Here is a 16,488-nt window from a genome sequence, read left to right as displayed (position 1 = left end):
ATCCCATACATTGGCGCTTTGGCGCTGTTGTAAGGTTGTTGTCATTGTTTTATAAATGCGATTATTTGCAGATGAATTTAGGTAGGTTTGACTACCTGTTACACATATTAAAGAATTTATTGCGTTTTGTAAAGTACTTTCAGAAAAAATTTTCTCTTGGGATTTACGCACCCACAACAGGAAGTCCCCAATTTACTGAAAAAAGGGAGGCTCTGCACTTTTATCATCTAGGTGCGTTGCCCCCAAAACTCCCACACTTCTTTCTGGCAGTGAACCTTGGCGATCAATAGAAGAAATTTACTACCGATTAGCTATCAACGATTCTTCACGAATAGTTGATGGTAAGGGCGGGCGCAAGCAAAGATAAACAAGTGGGCCGAGTAGCAGGACAAACGCTACTGCCCAAAACACCTGGGGATTATTCCAGTGATGACGAGCCATATCATCGCCAAGGATTGTGGGGAATAAAAGACAAAAAAGGCAAAATGCCAAGCTCATGCCATTAATAAAGCGATCGCCTTGAAACTGCTGCACAAAATCTCCCCAGTCACCTAAGACAAACCCATAGGTGAGCAAGCCAACAGTACTTAAACTCAAAACAATCCCAAAAAAACGAGAATCTAGCAGCTGTAAAAAAGTATCCTTTTGTCCAGAAAATTCTTGATTTTGTTCGCGAAAAGCCAAATATGGTAATAAACCAAGCACTCCCGATCCTACTGATGCCAAGGCAAAAGGCCAAAAAGGAATTCGTTGCATTCTGCCATCAATGAACAACAAACCACTGTAAATTAGTAACCAGATCCCGACTAAAGAAAACAAGGAAAGGATAATTGGATTTATGTCAAGCCACTGAAGAGTAAATATATTTTTCAGCAGAATTAGGGTTTCCTGTAAATGCAAGGGCGGTGCTAACAGTAAGATATAGGCGACAAATCCAAGCCATAGTAACCACAATGCAACTTTTCTATTCATCATTTTTAGATGGGTGCATTTAACATAATTACTAATTTATAGTTCGTATTTTTTGCGTCTAAATCCACCTTTTTGTAGAACGCTGCCCTTAGCTTGTTGAAAAATAGGAGTAAATATATACGTGATTTTTGTTTCAGTTGGGGACTAAATCTCCAACTGAAACTGTCTTTAATTAGGAATTAAAAAGTGCTTTAATTTGCAGCTGTTTGCTGACTGCGTATTGCCTCAACACCTACGTCTGGTAGAGGTGGACGTACACACAAATAAATCAATGGGCCTAATAGCGGTATCAACGCTATTAGCCAGAATATCTGTGGATTTTTCCAATCACGACGCGCCATATCATCCCCTAGGACAGCTGGAAATAATAGGCAAAGTAGACAGAAATCTAAACTCATCACATTGATGAAGCGGTTGGTTTGCCACTGTTGCACAAAATTACTCCAATCTCCTCCTCTTAAACCATAGACAGCTAGAATAACGGTGGCTACCATCAAGACAACCCCAGTCACACGAGAATCTAACAGCTTGAGCAAGGTATTCTTTTTACCGACAAATTTATTATTTGGTTCTCTAAAGGCTAAGTACGGCAACAATGCAAAAGCACCAACTCCGAAAGAGACAGTAGCAAACAGCCAAGCAGGTATTTTTTGTCCTCTACCATCAATAAAGACTACTGCGCTGTAAATAAGAGGCCAGATGCCCATGAGGTTGAATAATGCTATGACTAACGGGTTTATGCCTTGCCACTGCCCAATAGAAAGGTTTTTAATTAACTCGAATGTACCAGGTTGCTCAGGAGGTGCGAGAAAAAAACCATAGACAACAAATCCCAGCCACAGTAGACTAAAGGCAATTTTTCTAAGCATGAAAGATTTAAGTAGTATTAATTATTGATTTTGCCGTTACAAATACGGCTATGTGCTTGCTATGTGGTATTGTTTCCTCCCCTAGAGGCGTAGCGGCTTGTTCCTAAAGATTAACCGCTAATTAAGGATTGAAATAACTGAAAGCTTTTGAGAGATAATCAGCAGCAGATGCTACTACTGCGATCGCACTTTCATAATCTAGACGCGTTGGCCCCAAAACTCCTACACTTCCTACGGGTATCGAACCTCGGCGATAGTTAGAAGAAATCAAGGTGCAGGTGCGTATCGGTTCTAATGGATTTTCTGCGCCAATGCGAACCGTTACTTTTGGTTTTCCACCATCCTCTAGTTCTGGTTCTTCAAATATTAATCGCCACAGTTGGTCTTGTTCTTCTTCCAGCAGGTGGATAATTGTTTGTACTTGCTGTAACTGGGAAAATTCTGGCTGGCGCAAAACTTCTGACACACCCCGAACCATAATTTGGGTTGCAGTCGGTGCAAGAGTGCGACGAGTCAATTCGGCAACTGAGTTTTTCAAAAATTCCCCGTAGCGTTGGAATTCTTGATCTAGTTCGCTCCAGTTGAGGTGGCCTAACTCCAACAGACTTCGCCCCCGCAGGTGACTATTCAAAAAGTTAGAAACAATCTGCAACTCGCGATCTATTACCTCTGAATCCCGTTGGCTTTCTTCTGGTGTTAGCGACAAATCCATCAATTTAGAATGTGTCTCATAACCATCTGTCACCACAATCAGCATGATCCGTCCGGCTTCAATTTGCATTAATTGCAGATGTCGCAATAGCGCTGTGGTCGTTTGCGGTATAGTAATCAAGCTAATACAACCACTCAAGGTTGCTAAAATCTGCGCGGCTCCTTGCAGTAGGGTTTCTAAACTCCGATCTTGCCACTGTAGCTGCTTTTGCAATGCCACCTCTACTTCTCGCCCTAAAATTTCCGTAGCACTTTGTGGAAGCAAGCTCCGCGTAGCGTCTGTCTGCGACACGCTGCGCGACCGCAGAGAAGGTGTAATTAGCTGGTCAACATAAATGCGATACCCTGAATCTGAAGGTACACGTCCAGCAGAAGCGTGTGGTTGGTAGAGCAATCCAGACTTTTCTAAAACACCCATGACATTGCGAATTGTCGCCGAGCTTACACCCAGATCGTACTCCTCAACCAAAGCCTTTGAACCAACTGGCTCTGCCGTAGCAATGTAGTGACGTACCGTTGCCCAAAGTATATGCTGTTGTCGATTTGTTAACTGAACTTCCATTATGGTATGTTTTGCTGAAGGCAGATTTTAATCAAACTCTCAAGAAATTTGTGGATTTAATCGAAACAGAAAATATTAATAATTTATTAAGATATCAAATTATCTAACTATATTATGATAAGTATTTTTAAAGTTTATATACAAAGCATTTTTTAAGATTAGGGTTGAACTAGTAGCTCAATTTTTTTGCAAAAGCTGCTAGTTATAATGTACCCCTCCGATGCTTTTTTCTAACCGTACTTTTGCATAAATTTATGCTTGCAACAGTATTATTAGATACGTATTTTCTTCAGGGGTTACTGCCGAACTGTAATTTAGAGCAATCCAACATTTTTATGCAGATGTAGGTGATGCCCAAATTTCAAACTTTCCGGCAAGCCTTTAAATAGATGTACTTCTATGTTTAGCATAGCAAAATTCAGATGGAAGAGTAAGTTCCATCTGAATGATCTATCCGAGCATAAGCTAATACTGGGGAATTGAAGAGTCTACTAATTGGGAATAGGCATCAATACCACCCGAAATATTTTGCACATTTGTAAAACCTTGAGCAATCAACCACTGGCACATTTGGGCAGAGCGGATGCCGTGGTGGCATAACACCAAGGTTTCGGCTTCGGGATTGAAGAGGGTAGGTACTCGATCTCCCCATTCGGCAAATTGACTTAAAGGTAGGTTAACAAAGCCCTCAATGCTAGCGATCGCCAATTCTTCTGGTTCACGCACATCTACTAGCTGAATACTTACATCACTAGAAGAAAGACGTTGCGCCAGTTCTTCTACACTAATTTGGTTCATGGGTTGACTAAAAGAATTCCCGATAAACAGTCTTAATCCTATTTATGGTGACAGAAAATCTCTGCCTTTGCATGAGTATCCATTCTCAAGAAGGTTGATTAATTCTGCTAGGCTTTCTGCTTAAATGGCTGTAAACCGTCTTTTTTAATAGGTTTAATGTGAATAGGCAACGTTCATTTATCGGTTTTATCGTCGCTGGGGCGATCGCCCTGCTAGTAATTGCGATCGCAGGCTTTTACTGGTTTTTCGCTAAAAGTCCGGCTAATCTCATTGCTTCTAGCTCTGGGCCTGGTGCAGCCATATTCGTGTCGAAACTGTCCCCTGCAATGGTTTCATTATTGACCAATCCTGACCGTTTGCAGGCGTTGGAGCGCGAAGAAGAACTATCTAAACTCAAAACCAGTTTATTCGCCAAGAGTGGCATAGATTACAAACAAGACATTCAACCCTGGTTAGGGGACGAAATTACATTAGCTATTACCACCTTAGATATCGATCGCGATCCAGAAAACGGACAGCAGCCAGGATATCTGTTAGCGTTAGCAACCAAGCAATCGGAGAAAAGCCGCGAGTTTGTAGAGTTGTTGTTTTCCAAACGAGCCTTAGCTGGTGCAACCTTAGCTGTTGAACAATATAAAGGTGTAAAACTGATTTCTGACAATTCTCAACCAGAACAAGACTTGCTTGCTGGTGCTGTTGTCGGTGAAAACTTTGTCTTATTTGCCAACGATCCCAAAGTACTAAGAGATGCTATCAATAACGTCCAAGCGCCCGATCTGAATTTGACTAGCTCACCCGAATACCAAAAAGCTACCAAAGAACAGATCAAAGGAGGTTTAGCTGTAGCGTTCTTGAATCTTCCCATCGTCGCAAAATGGCAAGGGTTAGAGTTACCAGAACAACTTTATAACAGCCAAATCATATCTTTAGTGTTGAATCCAAAAGGATTGCTAGCAGAAACCAGCATTTTGACTTCATCGGAAATTGTCCCTCCATCTGCACCACTATCTAAACCTGTGGGAGCATTGCAGTATGTTCCAGCATCCGCAGGTTTAGCAATTTCCGGCTTGAATTTGAGTAATTTGGCTGACAGTGATTTAGCCAAACTCTGGAAACAAGCAACAGCAACTATATATGGTTCTGAGGAAGATATAGTTTCCCGATTAGCAAAACCTTTGGCAGATGTCCAAAAACGCTGGGGTATAAATTTACCAAAAGATATTTTCAGTTGGGTAGAAGGAGAATATGCCATAGCATTGTTACCGGCGAAAGAGCAAACAACTCCTCATTGGATTTTTGTAGTAGAAAAATCCGAGAGTGTGGAAAAAGGTGTTGCTCGATTAGATGCGATCGCCTCATCCAATGGACTCAGTATTAATTTCTTAACTATAGACAAGCAAAAAATATCTGCTTGGACAGAGTTAACCACAGCAACAAAAAAAAGTGATGTCAAAGAAGGAGAATCTTTCAGCATTGAAACAAAAGTGCGGGGATTGCACACAACTTTAGGAAATTACGAAATTTTCGCGTCTGACTTGGAGACGATCGATGAAATTCTCACAACCAAGGATAATTCCATAATTGACAATCCTAATTTCAAAGATAGTATCGCGGCAATTCCCCTACCAAACCAAGGTTATGTATATCTCGATTGGACAAAGAGCCAGAATTTGTTAGAGCGTCAAGTACCGATTCTCAAACTAGTGGAAGTTTTAGGTAAACCATTTTTTAACAACCTGCGATCGCTCACAGTCAGTAGTTATGGAACTGACACGCGATCGCTTAAAGGTGGTGTCTTCTTCAAACTCCATAATTCGTGAGATTTTCATAAAAGCTCAAACTAGAGGAGGGAAAAGAATTTTTTCCCTCCTCTACTTTCTTCCCCCATAGTATTTAGGTAGATATTCTGTATGATTTACTAATTAATCGCTTGATTGCCAAAATGGCCTACTATCAACGAGCGTGATTTAATGTTGCTGTCTAGATCCAGAAATAACCAAGCAATTAACAGTCCACTTTCAAAAACATCAACTGTGGCACATTTGATTGTGGCACAACCAACTGAAATTTCACTGGAATTTTTTTATTAGAATATGTATATATCACTACTTATTTAAAAGCCTGTTGGAGGGCTACTATGAAATACTGTCGCCCCCGACTTCAGTTTCGCGGCGGTTGGCTGTTGGCTATACTTACCGCCATTACAGCTACCCCTGCAATCGCACAGACAGCAAACTTTGCCACTTTGAATTTATCAACAAACTTTGATTCATCACAAGGAACAGTGCAGGGATTTACAGGTGGTTCTTACTCATTGTCTGCCATAAGTAACCGCGATCGCGATCAAAAAGCCTGTATTGGCTTTGCCGATTCCAAACCAGATCACATTATGGTTTTGGAAAAAGACTTTCCTCAGCTAACAATCCAAGTTGATAGCAACAACAACGACACCACTTTAATCATCCAAGGCCCAGATAAAACAACAATTCGTTGCGGCGATGATACTGGCAAAAGTAAAGATGCTAGCGTTAGCGATCGCGACTGGAAAAAGGGAACCTATCGGATTTGGGTAGGTACATTTAATCCTGGAGTCAAGCGTGATTATACTTTGAAAGTGGAGCAACAGTGAAGTGGAGAGTGCTGAGTTAGGAGTTAGGAGTTAGGAGTTAAGTGATTAATAACTAATGCCCAATGCCCAATGCCCAATTCCCAATGCCCAACTTTTATGTGTAACACCTGAGAGGATAATATGGGAGAGTAGCTTGTTGTGCTTTCCGAGGGTGCTATCTCGTGCTATCTATACTGCGTGCTGACTTTCGTATCATATTTGAACGTGACCCAGCTGCCCGTAACTGGTTGGAAGTTTTATTTTGTTACCCTGGTTTGCAAGCCTTGTTATTCCATAGGCTGGCTCACTGGCTGTATAGTGTTGGTCTTCCCTTTATTCCGCGCCTGATTTCTCACTTGGCTCGGTTTTTTACTGGAATTGAAATCCACCCTGGTGCAACAATTGGGCAAAGTGTGTTCATTGACCACGGCATGGGTGTAGTAATTGGTGAAACTGCGATCGTCGGAGACTATGCTCTAATTTATCAAGGTGTCACCCTTGGGGGTACTGGTAAAGAATGTGGCAAACGCCATCCTACTGTGGGTGAAAACGTCGTAGTTGGGGCTGGAGCTAAGGTACTGGGCAATATCCAAATTGGCAATAATGTCCGTATTGGTGCTGGTTCTGTGGTTCTCAGAGATGTGCCTTCAGACTGTACTGTGGTAGGTGTGCCTGGGCGCATTATGTATCGTTCTGGAGTTCGGGTTTCACCTCTTGAACACAATAACTTACCAGATTCAGAAGCTCAAGTAATTCGTGCTTTAGTAGACCGAATTGAAGCGTTGGAAGAACAAATACAAACCCTTCAGCGCAACAATTCTTCAGAAAAAACTCCTGTTTTAGTAGGTGGTTTAGCAACGAAAGAGGATGAACTAACCCACGATCCTCGCTGGTGCAACCTCAAGGATAAGACCATCCAGGAATTTTTAGATGGTGCTGGCATTTAAAAAATTGAGAAGTTAAGAGTGAGGAGTGAGGAATAAAAAACTCCACGCCACTTGCAGGATGGAGTTTCCTATCGCTTTCAATAAAAATCATAAATGTCAGGTTTGCAGTTTCCAACTCCTAACTACTGTAGAAACGCCATTAATGGCGTCTCTACTCGAATATTTAAGGATTAATCGCTTGGCTAGACCACTCTTGCTGGTCATCACGGTGATAAAGACATCGATTTTGTGGTTCGCCGCGTAATTCTAAGTGATCTACCTGCACCGGATCGAGTAGCAGTAAACAAAAATTAGGCACTGGCTGCACGGGTTCGGGTGCTGGTGGTGCAAAAGCTCCTGGGTTTTCAACTCTGAGTTTACCAGGATGCGGCCAAGCAAACTGTAAACGCGCCGCATCACTCAATTCTTGCCACATTGCGATCCGCGCTGGCTGGAAAACCTGGTCAGAATCATCACCGCTTACTAGGGTTAAACAGCCAGCGATGCGGAATTGTTCTCGTGTATTGGGGAAATACCAGCAAACTTCTGCCCAAGGTTGTTGCTGTATTTGGTCGGCTTTGGCGCTACGGTTATCCGTGATAAATTTTAGCTGGTTTGTATTGTCCAGAAAGCCGCGAAAGACTAGGGTACGATTGGCGGGACGACCATTCGCTTGTAGCGTTGCTAGTTGCAAGTAACGAGCATAAACAAGGCTGCGGTTGCGATGGAGTGCATGAGCGATCGCACCTCGCCAAGGAGCAAGAGACATTATACAATTCTGTTGGTAATCTAACGTCAGGTATTCCTGAACATACTACCACTTCAATACTTCTGGTTGAGCGCTAGTGATTTTTAAAAGTTATCTAACGCCTAGAAGCTTTAAGATTTTGCTGCTGTAATATATATAAATTCTTAATATAAATAGTACCTAATAAGTTCCTTACCTGCTAATCGTGCTAATACGCTCAAAGCTGCTTTTCGTGTTTGTGATGTAGCTCCTCTAGTGAGTAATAAAGACATTGAACGTTATTATGTTAATTTATCGAAAGTTCGCAAGACAGAGGCAATTAATACTATTAAAACTCGCTTAAGTTTTCTGGAACCCGCCGAATTTTGCAGCCTTTTATTTACTGGACATCGGGGATGCGGTAAAAGTACAGAATTAAGGAAGATTCAGCAAGAATGAGAATCTCAATATAAAGTTATTTATATAGAAGCCGACGCTGAACTAGATATAGAGTTTGAACAAGACAAAAACGAGTTAGATTATAACGATGAGGGAATAACAGCAATTACGAGTTTAATTGAACAAAGAGTTGAAGTAGACGCAGTGTTTGAATCGCGTAAACTATTAGTAGATTTAGCAAAAGCAAGCGGCGGTCACATCCGTCAATTGATGCAAATAGCATCAAAAGCATTTATTACAGCAGCAACTCGTGAGCATGACAAAGTTACAGCTGATGATATCACTTATGCGATTAAGCAAGAGCAGTTTAATTTTGAGCGCAGTATATCAACAGAATACTATTCTGCTTTGGGTGCGGTATATGTCAATAAAGATGTTTCTAAAGATGAAATCGGCAGATTGATGCTGTTCAATCTTTGGGTTTTTGAATATAACGGCAAAAATCGCTGGAATTATGTTAATCCAGTTGTGAGGCAAATCCATGCTTTCCAAGAAGCAGTCAAATCAACCACAAGTAACCCCTGAGTTAAATTTAGAAAAAGAAACTTTTGTGCAAATAAATCAGCAGTCATTAGCGGAATTATTAACCTTTATTGACTTTGCTGATACTCAGTTAACGATTGGGTTCGTTGCTGTTAATTTTGCAGAAGATAGAAATACTTTAATTGAAATTCTCAATAACCATCCTCAATGTCATGATATTCAGTTTGAACTTCTCAATTTTGGCGACCCTAATTTGCGTTTTTTAAGGGATGAGATTATTCGTGATTTAAAAGGAATTCATTTAGAACCAGATAAAAAATTAGTTTTAATTATTATCGGTTCAGAAAAATCTATTGGTTTATCTGGAGAATATCCCCCTGTACTGCAAGATTTGAACTTTGTGCGAGACGCTTTTACTAGTAGTGTTCCTCACCCTATACTGATATTTCTGCCAGATCATGCTCTAACACGTTTAGCAAAATATGCCCCAGATTTTTGGGCATGGAGAAAAGGAGTATTTTATTTTCAAACAGTCCAGTCTACTCAAGAGTTGGCTATTGAAAAAACTATTCAGTCGGAGAGAATATTAGGAAGTTTAGATTTAGCAGAAAGGCAAGGGCGAATTGATTTACTTGAGCGCTTGCTAATGGAAGAATCAACTGATGTACGCACCCGCATTACTATTTTGCAGGAGTTAGGGGCAGCTTATAAGAGTATTGCTGAGGTAGAAAAAGCAGAATATTTTTTGCTAAAAGCTTTGAAGTTGACTGAAGAAGATGAAAATTTAGCAGGAATCAAAGCCAGCGTTCTCCACGAACTGGGTGACACTTATCATGATTTAGGAGAATGGGATAAAGCGGTGACATTGCACGAACTAGCAGGTATCTACACCAACAAAGGGGATGTGGATAAAGCGATCGCACTCTACAATCAGTCTTTGGAAATAACTGAACGCATTGGTGATGTCCAAACCAAAGCGGTGACATTGCACGAATTAGCAGGTATCTACGCCAATAAAGGGGATGTGGATGAAGCGATCGCACTCTACAAATGGACTTTGGAAATAACTGAACGCCTTGGTGATGTCCAAAGCAAAGCCGCGATGTTGAGCAATCTGGGAATTCTTTACGCTAACAAAGGGGAAGTGGATAAAGCGATCGCACTCTACAATCAGTCTTTGGAAATAACACAACGCATTGGAAATGTCCAAGGCAAAGCGGTGACGTTGAGCAATCTGGGAATTCTTTACGCTAACAAAGGGGAAGTAGATGAAGCGATCGCACTTTTCAATCAGTCTTTGGAAATAAATGAACGCATTGGTAATGTCCGAACTCAAGCAATGACTCTGCGGAGGTTAGGAGATTTGGCAGAACAGCAGGGTGAATACACTAAAGCGATATCCTATTTGCAACCAGCTTTAGAGATTTTGCAGCGATTGAAGTCACCGGATTCTGAAAGTGTGAGTGCAAGTCTTGATAGGGTAATGCGTAATTCGTAATTCGTAATTCGTAATTACAGGAGCGAAGGTTTTTTATCTCATGCAGAGGCGCACAGAAGAATGCGAGAGTGTGATTTAAGTGAATGAAAATTGCTGTAATGAGGCTTTGAACCCCATTAATGAGGCTTTGATACTCATTAATGAGTCTTTGAACCCCTTTAATGAGTTTTTACACCAATTCAATACAGTACTGCAAAAATCCACAACGAACCATGAAAAATATTTCTTCCCTACTTCCTTTTTCAAGTGAGAGAATCTGGATCTACGCCGAGCGATCGCAATCGTTCTGGTTTATTTCGTTAATGAATCTTGATAGTAATTTAAATGAGAGAATCAGAATCTATGCCGAGCGATGTCTACGACGGGCAACGCCTACGCACTTTTCAATCAGTCTTTGAAAATAACAGAACGCATTGGAGATGTGCAAGGCAAAGCAAATATCTCTACTCACTTTTTCCCTTGGCTCAGGAAAAAACTGCGAGATTTACTACCCAAGATACTAGAATTTAATTACCAATTAAAACATAATGTCTCATCGCCGCCGTTTTCGTGAGATGTGGCAAACCCTAGTTAGATTCTGATTCATCTGTTGAATATGGCTGTTTCCGAAAATAGAGAAGCATTTATTCCCTACACTCGCAGTGATATTATCAAACTTTGCTTACAAGACGGTCAGCTAGATAAAGCTGATGTCAAAAAATTTCAAGATTTCTGCCAAATCCTCATTGCATACTATCACTTTCGCTTCCACCAAACCTTAGAAGTTATCAAAGATAACTACGTACCTTTTAACCCTAATGCAGAGATTCAACCAATAACTCCACCAACATTCGAGCAATATGATGACATGGAGTTGAAAGTAGTTGAAGCCTTTGGGCATATTGTTGAAAGAGCTAATTATATTCTTTTGCCTGAATCGATTCTCAAACGAGCGCTGGCAACCAAATCTCTCATTGAATTGAAAACTCAAGTAAATTTTGAGGATTTTGACCGCTTGATCTGTTATTACCGGGGTGATAGTTCTAAGAAAATTTCGGTAAAAAAATTCTTCTTTTGGCAAGAAGAAAAGATGATTGATATTTTTGAACGGATAGTTTTGTTAGTCAAGTTCAAAGAAGCAGCTTACTTTCGTGCGAAGAAAGACAAGATCCAAGAATTAAAATTCATTCCCGGTAAGATGTATGTTTACTTCTACAAAAATATTCCAAAACTAGATGTTGACTTAATCTTTCCCAATGTAAAAACAAGTATGACCTGGAAAGATCGGTTACTATTTGGAATTCCGGCGATTGGCGCAGCAATTCCTTTAATATTAAGAACATTGCCGAATTTATTATTAATAGTTGCTGCAATTTTACTAGTACTAAACGTTACTTTTTGGGTTGAATCATTAAATGTAGAGTTGGATAAAGTCAGAAATTTTATGCCCGTCTTGGTGGCAGCTTTATCATTAGCGATCGCTTTGGGTGGATTTGCCTTTACGCAATACACTAATTACAAAAATAAAAAAATTAAATTTCAAAAAATTGTCACTGATACGTTATTCTTCAAGAATTTAGCTAGCAATAATAGTGTTTTTCAAATGTTTCTGGAATTAGCAGAAGAAGAAGAATGTAAAGAAATTATTCTGGCATATTATCACTTACTGACTAGCCCCACACCATTAACTCCTCAACAATTAGATTCTCGCATTGAAACTTGGATGGACAATAAATTAGGCACAAAGATTAACTTTGATATTCAAGGGCCTCTAAGCAATCTAGAAGATATTCGCGGCCAAATAATTCAAAATAGCAAAACAACAGACAAAGTACCAGAAATCCCTTTACTAGCCTACGACCGCCAAGGAGCATGTCACGTTTTATCCTTGGATGAAGCTAAAGCAGTGATTGATTACGTTTGGGATAATGCTTTTCGATATAACGGGATAATTTTGTAGTTTAGTCTCTCGGTTATTTGTAAACATCAAGAGGCTCATATCCCCGAATTCTTGAAGAAGTTGGGGATATTTTGCTTATTGAGTATTAATTTTCCACTTGTTTGAGTTTTTGAAAAATTTCATCAAGTGGTGACTCAGATTCATCAGGACAAAATTCTAAAGCAAGTCTCACTTTTCCTTTTTTCCATCCCAAAGTACTAAATTGTAAAACTTCACAATTTAATCCTTGAGTATACAAATTTACTTCATCCGTTTCTTCTGCTCCAACATATTCCTTAATTGCTGTAATCAAATCGCGGACTTTAAAAGTTTTAGCAATATTTAACTTATTAAAAGTGTCCGGTTGTATAGACACAACTTCATCATGGTTTAGTATCTCGAATCCATCTTCCATAAAAATCTCCTGTTAATCAATTTATATTTTCCAGAGATATAACAGTTCATCCGAAATAAAATGATGATTTTATAGATTTAGTGCTGGTCAAATAAAAATTTAGTAATAATTTGATGTCTGGTAAATTAGCCTATAATTCTCACCTTACCCCTCCCCAAAACATCGGCTACGGTGTACACACATCTTGCTAATGAAGCGCAAACCCTGGGTTTACCCCCCTTAATCCCCCCTTGCAAAGGGGGGAAATATCCGGTTCTCCCTCAATGCATCGGGGGAGTTAGAAGGGGTGAAAAGGACTTGTTGTGTATACACCGTAGCTTTACCAAGGGGAGGGTGCGCGGTAGCGCGGGTGAGGTAGTTTTATTTAAACGGTTCTTAGAAAAACCAACCGTAAGAATGCAAACCTTTACCCAAAAGATTCACACCGAGATAGCAAACCCAAACTACAAGCAAGCCGGCGGAGGCTAAAATTGCCGGACGGCGCCCTTGCCAACCGCGAGTAATTCTGGCGTGAAGGTAGGCAGCAAACACTAACCAGGTGATTAATGCCCAAGTTTCTTTCGGGTCCCAACTCCAGTAGGAACCCCAGGCTTCGTTAGCCCAAACGCCACCGGCAATAATGCCAATTGTCAGCAGGGGAAAACCTAGTCCGATGATGCGATAACTAATGTTGTCGAGGGTTTCGGCAAGGCTAAGGCGCTGGGGTGAAAGAGGTTCAGCAGATGCAACGGCTGGAGATTCAGGAGTAGTTACTAAATTCAAAACAGCCGTATTACTGTTACCGTTGCCATTGCTACTAGTTTCAAAACGAGCAAAGCCGTTATTTTCGACAGCAGGGGTTGGTGGTTGAGAAATTAGTTCAGATGCTTTGTGCAAGCGGTAGCCGTTGCTGCGATAGCCACCAGTACCAACAGAACTACCTTGTAGTTGAATATTTTGACCGCGAGTGACAATTAAGAAAGCGATCGCTAATAACGAACCCACCATTAAAGCAGAATAACTCAGCATCATAACGCTGACATGCATCATCAGCCAATTTGACTTCAAGGCAGGTACTAGGGGTTCTGACGCTTGCATCTGGGATGGTAGTGTCATAGTAGCAAAAGCAGTAATCGCCATTGCTACCGGAGATGTCACAACTCCTACTAAGCGACTACGGCTACTATTTTCGGCAATCAGATGGACGGCGGTAATTCCCCAAGTTAAGAAAAACAGAGATTCATAGAGATTACTTAAGGGAAAGTAACCAGCTTCGATCCATCGTGCCCCTAGTAGAGTGGCTATACACAAATTTGCGATCGCCATCCCAGCTGTCCCCAAAGCGGCTAGATAAGGCAGATTTGGAAAAGCCGCTCCTCCCCAATACACCAGCATTGTCAGGAATAATATGGCAAAGGACGCATTGTCCAGCCAGTTCTGGAGTACAACCAAATTCATAAAGTCTTCTCTCCGTGGATGATTTAAAATATCGATTCTGACTGTTTTGATCCTATATGTTAAGAGAGGAATCGGGAATGGGGGATTGGGGATTGGGGATTGGGCATGGGGCATGGGGCATTGGGAGTTAGGAGTTAGGAGTTAGGAGTTAGGAGTTTTGTTTATCTCCTTGTCCCCTCACTCCCTCACTCCCTCATTTCCCCGCTCCTCTGCTCCCCTGCTTTCCTCTCTCCTCTATCTAACAGAGTTACTCTTACTATTTTCTGGACTAGGCAATGTAGTAGTGTTAGTAACTTTTTTCAGTTCGATAAAAATATCGTAACGGTTACTGCGATTGTCGCTGACAGCAGATGTCATCCCAATTGTGCGCGTTGCATCTAGCAAAGTTTCTTGATTGGGAATTAGAGTTGGTAAAGGGAAGTTTTTCACAGTTCGTTCCACATCCAGAAAAAATTGACCGTTTGTCGGATTGGGTTCTGTAGGAACTGTTTGTTGGAAGGGAAGAGTGCCAGCTAGTGTGTAGTTAGGTTTGGGAACAATTTTATCCGCGATCGGAGCTCCCACTATCAGAAAAGCGACATCTCCATCTAACCAACCGTGGCTTGCAGTTAACGTACCATAAGGTGATACCCAGTTAACAACGGGTTGACCTGCGACTTTCCCCGGTTGCACTTGGAATTGGTATTGATTTTTCATCACTTCATCCAGCTTACTGATGGATGCTTCTGCTGATTTGCGTAGGCTTTGCCCGCCGTAGTCATCGCTTGTCTGTACCATGAACAGCAAACCCGCACGAAAATCATTTGGTGAACCTTCTTTTGGAGTAGCAGGAATTACTGATAAGGAAAACTCCCCTTTCATCCAACTAAGCAAATCCTTCTCCAAATCGAGATCGGTAAGAGATTTTATCCCACCTCTAATCTGTTCTGGTGCGATCGGTGATAAAGGATTTCCCTGAGATGTTAAAACATAGTCTCTCCACAACCTCTGTAAATTACCACCAGTAAGCATCATTAAGGTTTCGGCTGGTATGCGGCTTTGCATTTTCCCAGCTTTGTTTTCCACTGTCAGCACGCGTTGACTATTAGGGTTTAACCAAGAAACGCCCTTAAAGCGGATTCCTTCTGACTCTAAAGTTATTGTCCCTGCTAAACCTTGGTTATTTTGCAGTTGAGCCAAAACTTGAGCAGGTAAAGGGCGGTTTGGAGAAGCCGCGGCTATTTTCGCTGCTGTTGGCACATTGATATAAAACTGTCCAAAGGGTTGGTAATTGGCAATTTTTGGGAAATTCTCAGCAAATCCTCCTGTTGTAGCTAGGGATGTTTTATTTTTGTAAGCATCGATCGCTCGTTCTGTGGCTTTAGGACTATCAGTTATGACTAAAAAACGCCCATCTAATAATGCAACCGAGAAGTTTTGCCCTGCTTGTCCCTCACTTTGTTTAATGGCGATCCCTTGATAAGTGCGATCGCTCCATTTGCCTTGTTTAAGAATTTTGGGTTGTGCCAAAATAGTTTTGGCGATTTCTGAATTTTTTACTGGCAATACCATTACCATCGACTGCTGATCGCTAGCGGCATTTTCATTAGTGGTAACTGGTTTGGGTGCAGGTTTATTTCCTGTAGTTGGGGCAAGAATTGCGATCGCCACGTCATCGCCTACCCAAGGAGCGATATCTTTCTGGAAGTCGTAACCATTATTCGTCAGAAAGCGATCGCGTAACTGGACTAAATTTTTGTCCAGTTCTGTTTGGGTTTCTTTTGTCCCAAACTGCCGCAATTTCTGCCACTGCTGGGGATCTGTTGTTAAGGAAACCGCAAACAGGGCATCACCAGGAATAATATTTGCACCTACTAGCAAATCGCTAGAAGATATTTGTCTCTGGGCTAACAACCAGTAGCCCACACTCCCTGCACCAATCAATAACCCAGCAGCCGAGAGCGTCAGCACCAGAGACGGTTTCTTATTTTTATTCATCTGAACAGACACAAGAGGCGGTGCCATTGAAACCTGTACCTTATACTTGCAAACTTATTACTTGCTTGATTAGTCAAGTACACCAACAGTATTACCCATTCTTTAGGGCAGTTAATTATATTAAATTT

The 16,488-nt window shown here is 41.1% G+C and carries 16 protein-coding genes; 8 read left to right on the top strand and 8 right to left on the bottom strand.

Annotation, left to right across the window (positions count from 1 at the left end):
* Window positions 1–300: 300 nt before the first annotated feature.
* The 4 genes from RMY64_RS28195 to RMY64_RS28180 form a co-directional block, all read right to left on the bottom strand.
* Window positions 301–972: a hypothetical protein gene (locus tag RMY64_RS28195; protein WP_322674024.1), complete on the bottom strand. Its 672-nt coding sequence runs from the start codon at window positions 970–972 to the stop codon at window positions 301–303.
* A 191-nt stretch (window positions 973–1,163) separates the two neighbouring features.
* The gene (locus RMY64_RS28190) at window positions 1,164–1,841 is read right to left on the bottom strand and encodes a DUF2834 domain-containing protein (protein WP_322673987.1); all 678 of its coding nucleotides are present in this window, start codon (window positions 1,839–1,841) and stop codon (window positions 1,164–1,166) included.
* A gap of 121 nt (window positions 1,842–1,962) precedes the next feature.
* Entirely contained in the window at window positions 1,963–3,114 is a 1,152-nt protein-coding gene (locus RMY64_RS28185) for a heat-inducible transcriptional repressor HrcA (RefSeq protein WP_322701719.1), read from the bottom strand.
* 465 nt (window positions 3,115–3,579) lie between these two features.
* A complete protein-coding gene (locus RMY64_RS28180) occupies window positions 3,580–3,912 on the bottom strand; it encodes a rhodanese-like domain-containing protein (protein ID WP_322673985.1) in 333 nt (110 codons plus the stop codon).
* A gap of 158 nt (window positions 3,913–4,070) precedes the next feature.
* Between RMY64_RS28180 and RMY64_RS28175 the strand changes: the two genes are divergently transcribed.
* The 3 genes from RMY64_RS28175 to cysE all read left to right on the top strand — a co-directional run bounded on the left by RMY64_RS28175 (window position 4,071) and on the right by cysE (window position 7,467).
* A complete protein-coding gene (locus tag RMY64_RS28175) occupies window positions 4,071–5,732 on the top strand; it encodes a DUF3352 domain-containing protein (protein ID WP_322701718.1) in 1,662 nt (553 codons plus the stop codon).
* Between the two features lie 317 nt (window positions 5,733–6,049).
* Window positions 6,050–6,541, top strand: coding sequence for a hypothetical protein (locus tag RMY64_RS28170; RefSeq protein ID WP_322701717.1), 492 nt, complete (start codon window positions 6,050–6,052; stop codon window positions 6,539–6,541).
* A 161-nt stretch (window positions 6,542–6,702) separates the two neighbouring features.
* Window positions 6,703–7,467 (top strand): serine O-acetyltransferase, encoded by a 765-nt coding sequence (cysE, locus tag RMY64_RS28165; RefSeq protein WP_322701716.1) that lies wholly within the window; start codon window positions 6,703–6,705, stop codon window positions 7,465–7,467.
* Between the two features lie 163 nt (window positions 7,468–7,630).
* On the opposite strand, the gene RMY64_RS28160 is transcribed toward cysE, so the two are convergent.
* On the bottom strand, window positions 7,631–8,215 hold the full coding sequence (locus RMY64_RS28160) for an Npun_F5749 family FMN-dependent PPOX-type flavoprotein (protein ID WP_322673981.1): 585 nt from the start codon (window positions 8,213–8,215) through the stop codon (window positions 7,631–7,633).
* A 234-nt stretch (window positions 8,216–8,449) separates the two neighbouring features.
* Between RMY64_RS28160 and RMY64_RS28155 the strand changes: the two genes are divergently transcribed.
* The 5 genes from RMY64_RS28155 to RMY64_RS28135 all read left to right on the top strand — a co-directional run bounded on the left by RMY64_RS28155 (window position 8,450) and on the right by RMY64_RS28135 (window position 12,552).
* Window positions 8,450–8,632, top strand: a complete 183-nt coding sequence (locus RMY64_RS28155) for a hypothetical protein (RefSeq protein ID WP_322673980.1) — start codon at window positions 8,450–8,452, stop codon at window positions 8,630–8,632.
* Window positions 8,633–8,776: 144 nt separating this feature from the next.
* Entirely contained in the window at window positions 8,777–9,157 is a 381-nt protein-coding gene (locus RMY64_RS28150) for a hypothetical protein (RefSeq protein ID WP_322673979.1), read from the top strand.
* Window positions 9,114–10,613 (top strand): tetratricopeptide repeat protein, encoded by a 1,500-nt coding sequence (locus RMY64_RS28145; RefSeq protein ID WP_322673978.1) that lies wholly within the window; start codon window positions 9,114–9,116, stop codon window positions 10,611–10,613. The genes RMY64_RS28150 and RMY64_RS28145 overlap by 44 nt, the downstream gene beginning before the upstream one ends.
* Window positions 10,614–10,965: 352 nt before the next feature.
* Complete coding sequence (locus RMY64_RS28140) at window positions 10,966–11,166, top strand: hypothetical protein (protein ID WP_322673977.1); 201 nt, start codon at window positions 10,966–10,968, stop codon at window positions 11,164–11,166.
* Between the two features lie 42 nt (window positions 11,167–11,208).
* Window positions 11,209–12,552: a TMEM143 family protein gene (locus RMY64_RS28135; RefSeq protein WP_322689602.1), complete on the top strand. Its 1,344-nt coding sequence runs from the start codon at window positions 11,209–11,211 to the stop codon at window positions 12,550–12,552.
* 85 nt (window positions 12,553–12,637) lie between these two features.
* On the opposite strand, the gene RMY64_RS28130 is transcribed toward RMY64_RS28135, so the two are convergent.
* The 3 genes from RMY64_RS28130 to RMY64_RS28120 all read right to left on the bottom strand — a co-directional run bounded on the left by RMY64_RS28130 (window position 12,638) and on the right by RMY64_RS28120 (window position 16,387).
* Window positions 12,638–12,946 carry a KGK domain-containing protein gene (locus RMY64_RS28130; protein WP_322673975.1) on the bottom strand — a complete coding sequence of 103 codons (309 nt, stop codon included), beginning with the start codon at window positions 12,944–12,946 and terminating at the stop codon, window positions 12,638–12,640.
* Between the two features lie 375 nt (window positions 12,947–13,321).
* The gene (gene ccsB, locus RMY64_RS28125) at window positions 13,322–14,383 is read right to left on the bottom strand and encodes a c-type cytochrome biogenesis protein CcsB (protein ID WP_322689603.1); all 1,062 of its coding nucleotides are present in this window, start codon (window positions 14,381–14,383) and stop codon (window positions 13,322–13,324) included.
* Window positions 14,384–14,617: 234 nt separating this feature from the next.
* Window positions 14,618–16,387, bottom strand: coding sequence for a DUF3352 domain-containing protein (locus tag RMY64_RS28120; RefSeq protein ID WP_322701715.1), 1,770 nt, complete (start codon window positions 16,385–16,387; stop codon window positions 14,618–14,620).
* Window positions 16,388–16,488: the final 101 nt, after the last annotated feature.

Source organism: Nostoc sp. DedQUE08, assembly GCF_034530895.1.
Lineage (GTDB): Bacteria > Cyanobacteriota > Cyanobacteriia > Cyanobacteriales > Nostocaceae > Nostoc.
The sequence above is the reverse complement of the archived record's forward strand: the minus strand, read 5'-3'. Positions and strand labels throughout refer to the sequence as shown.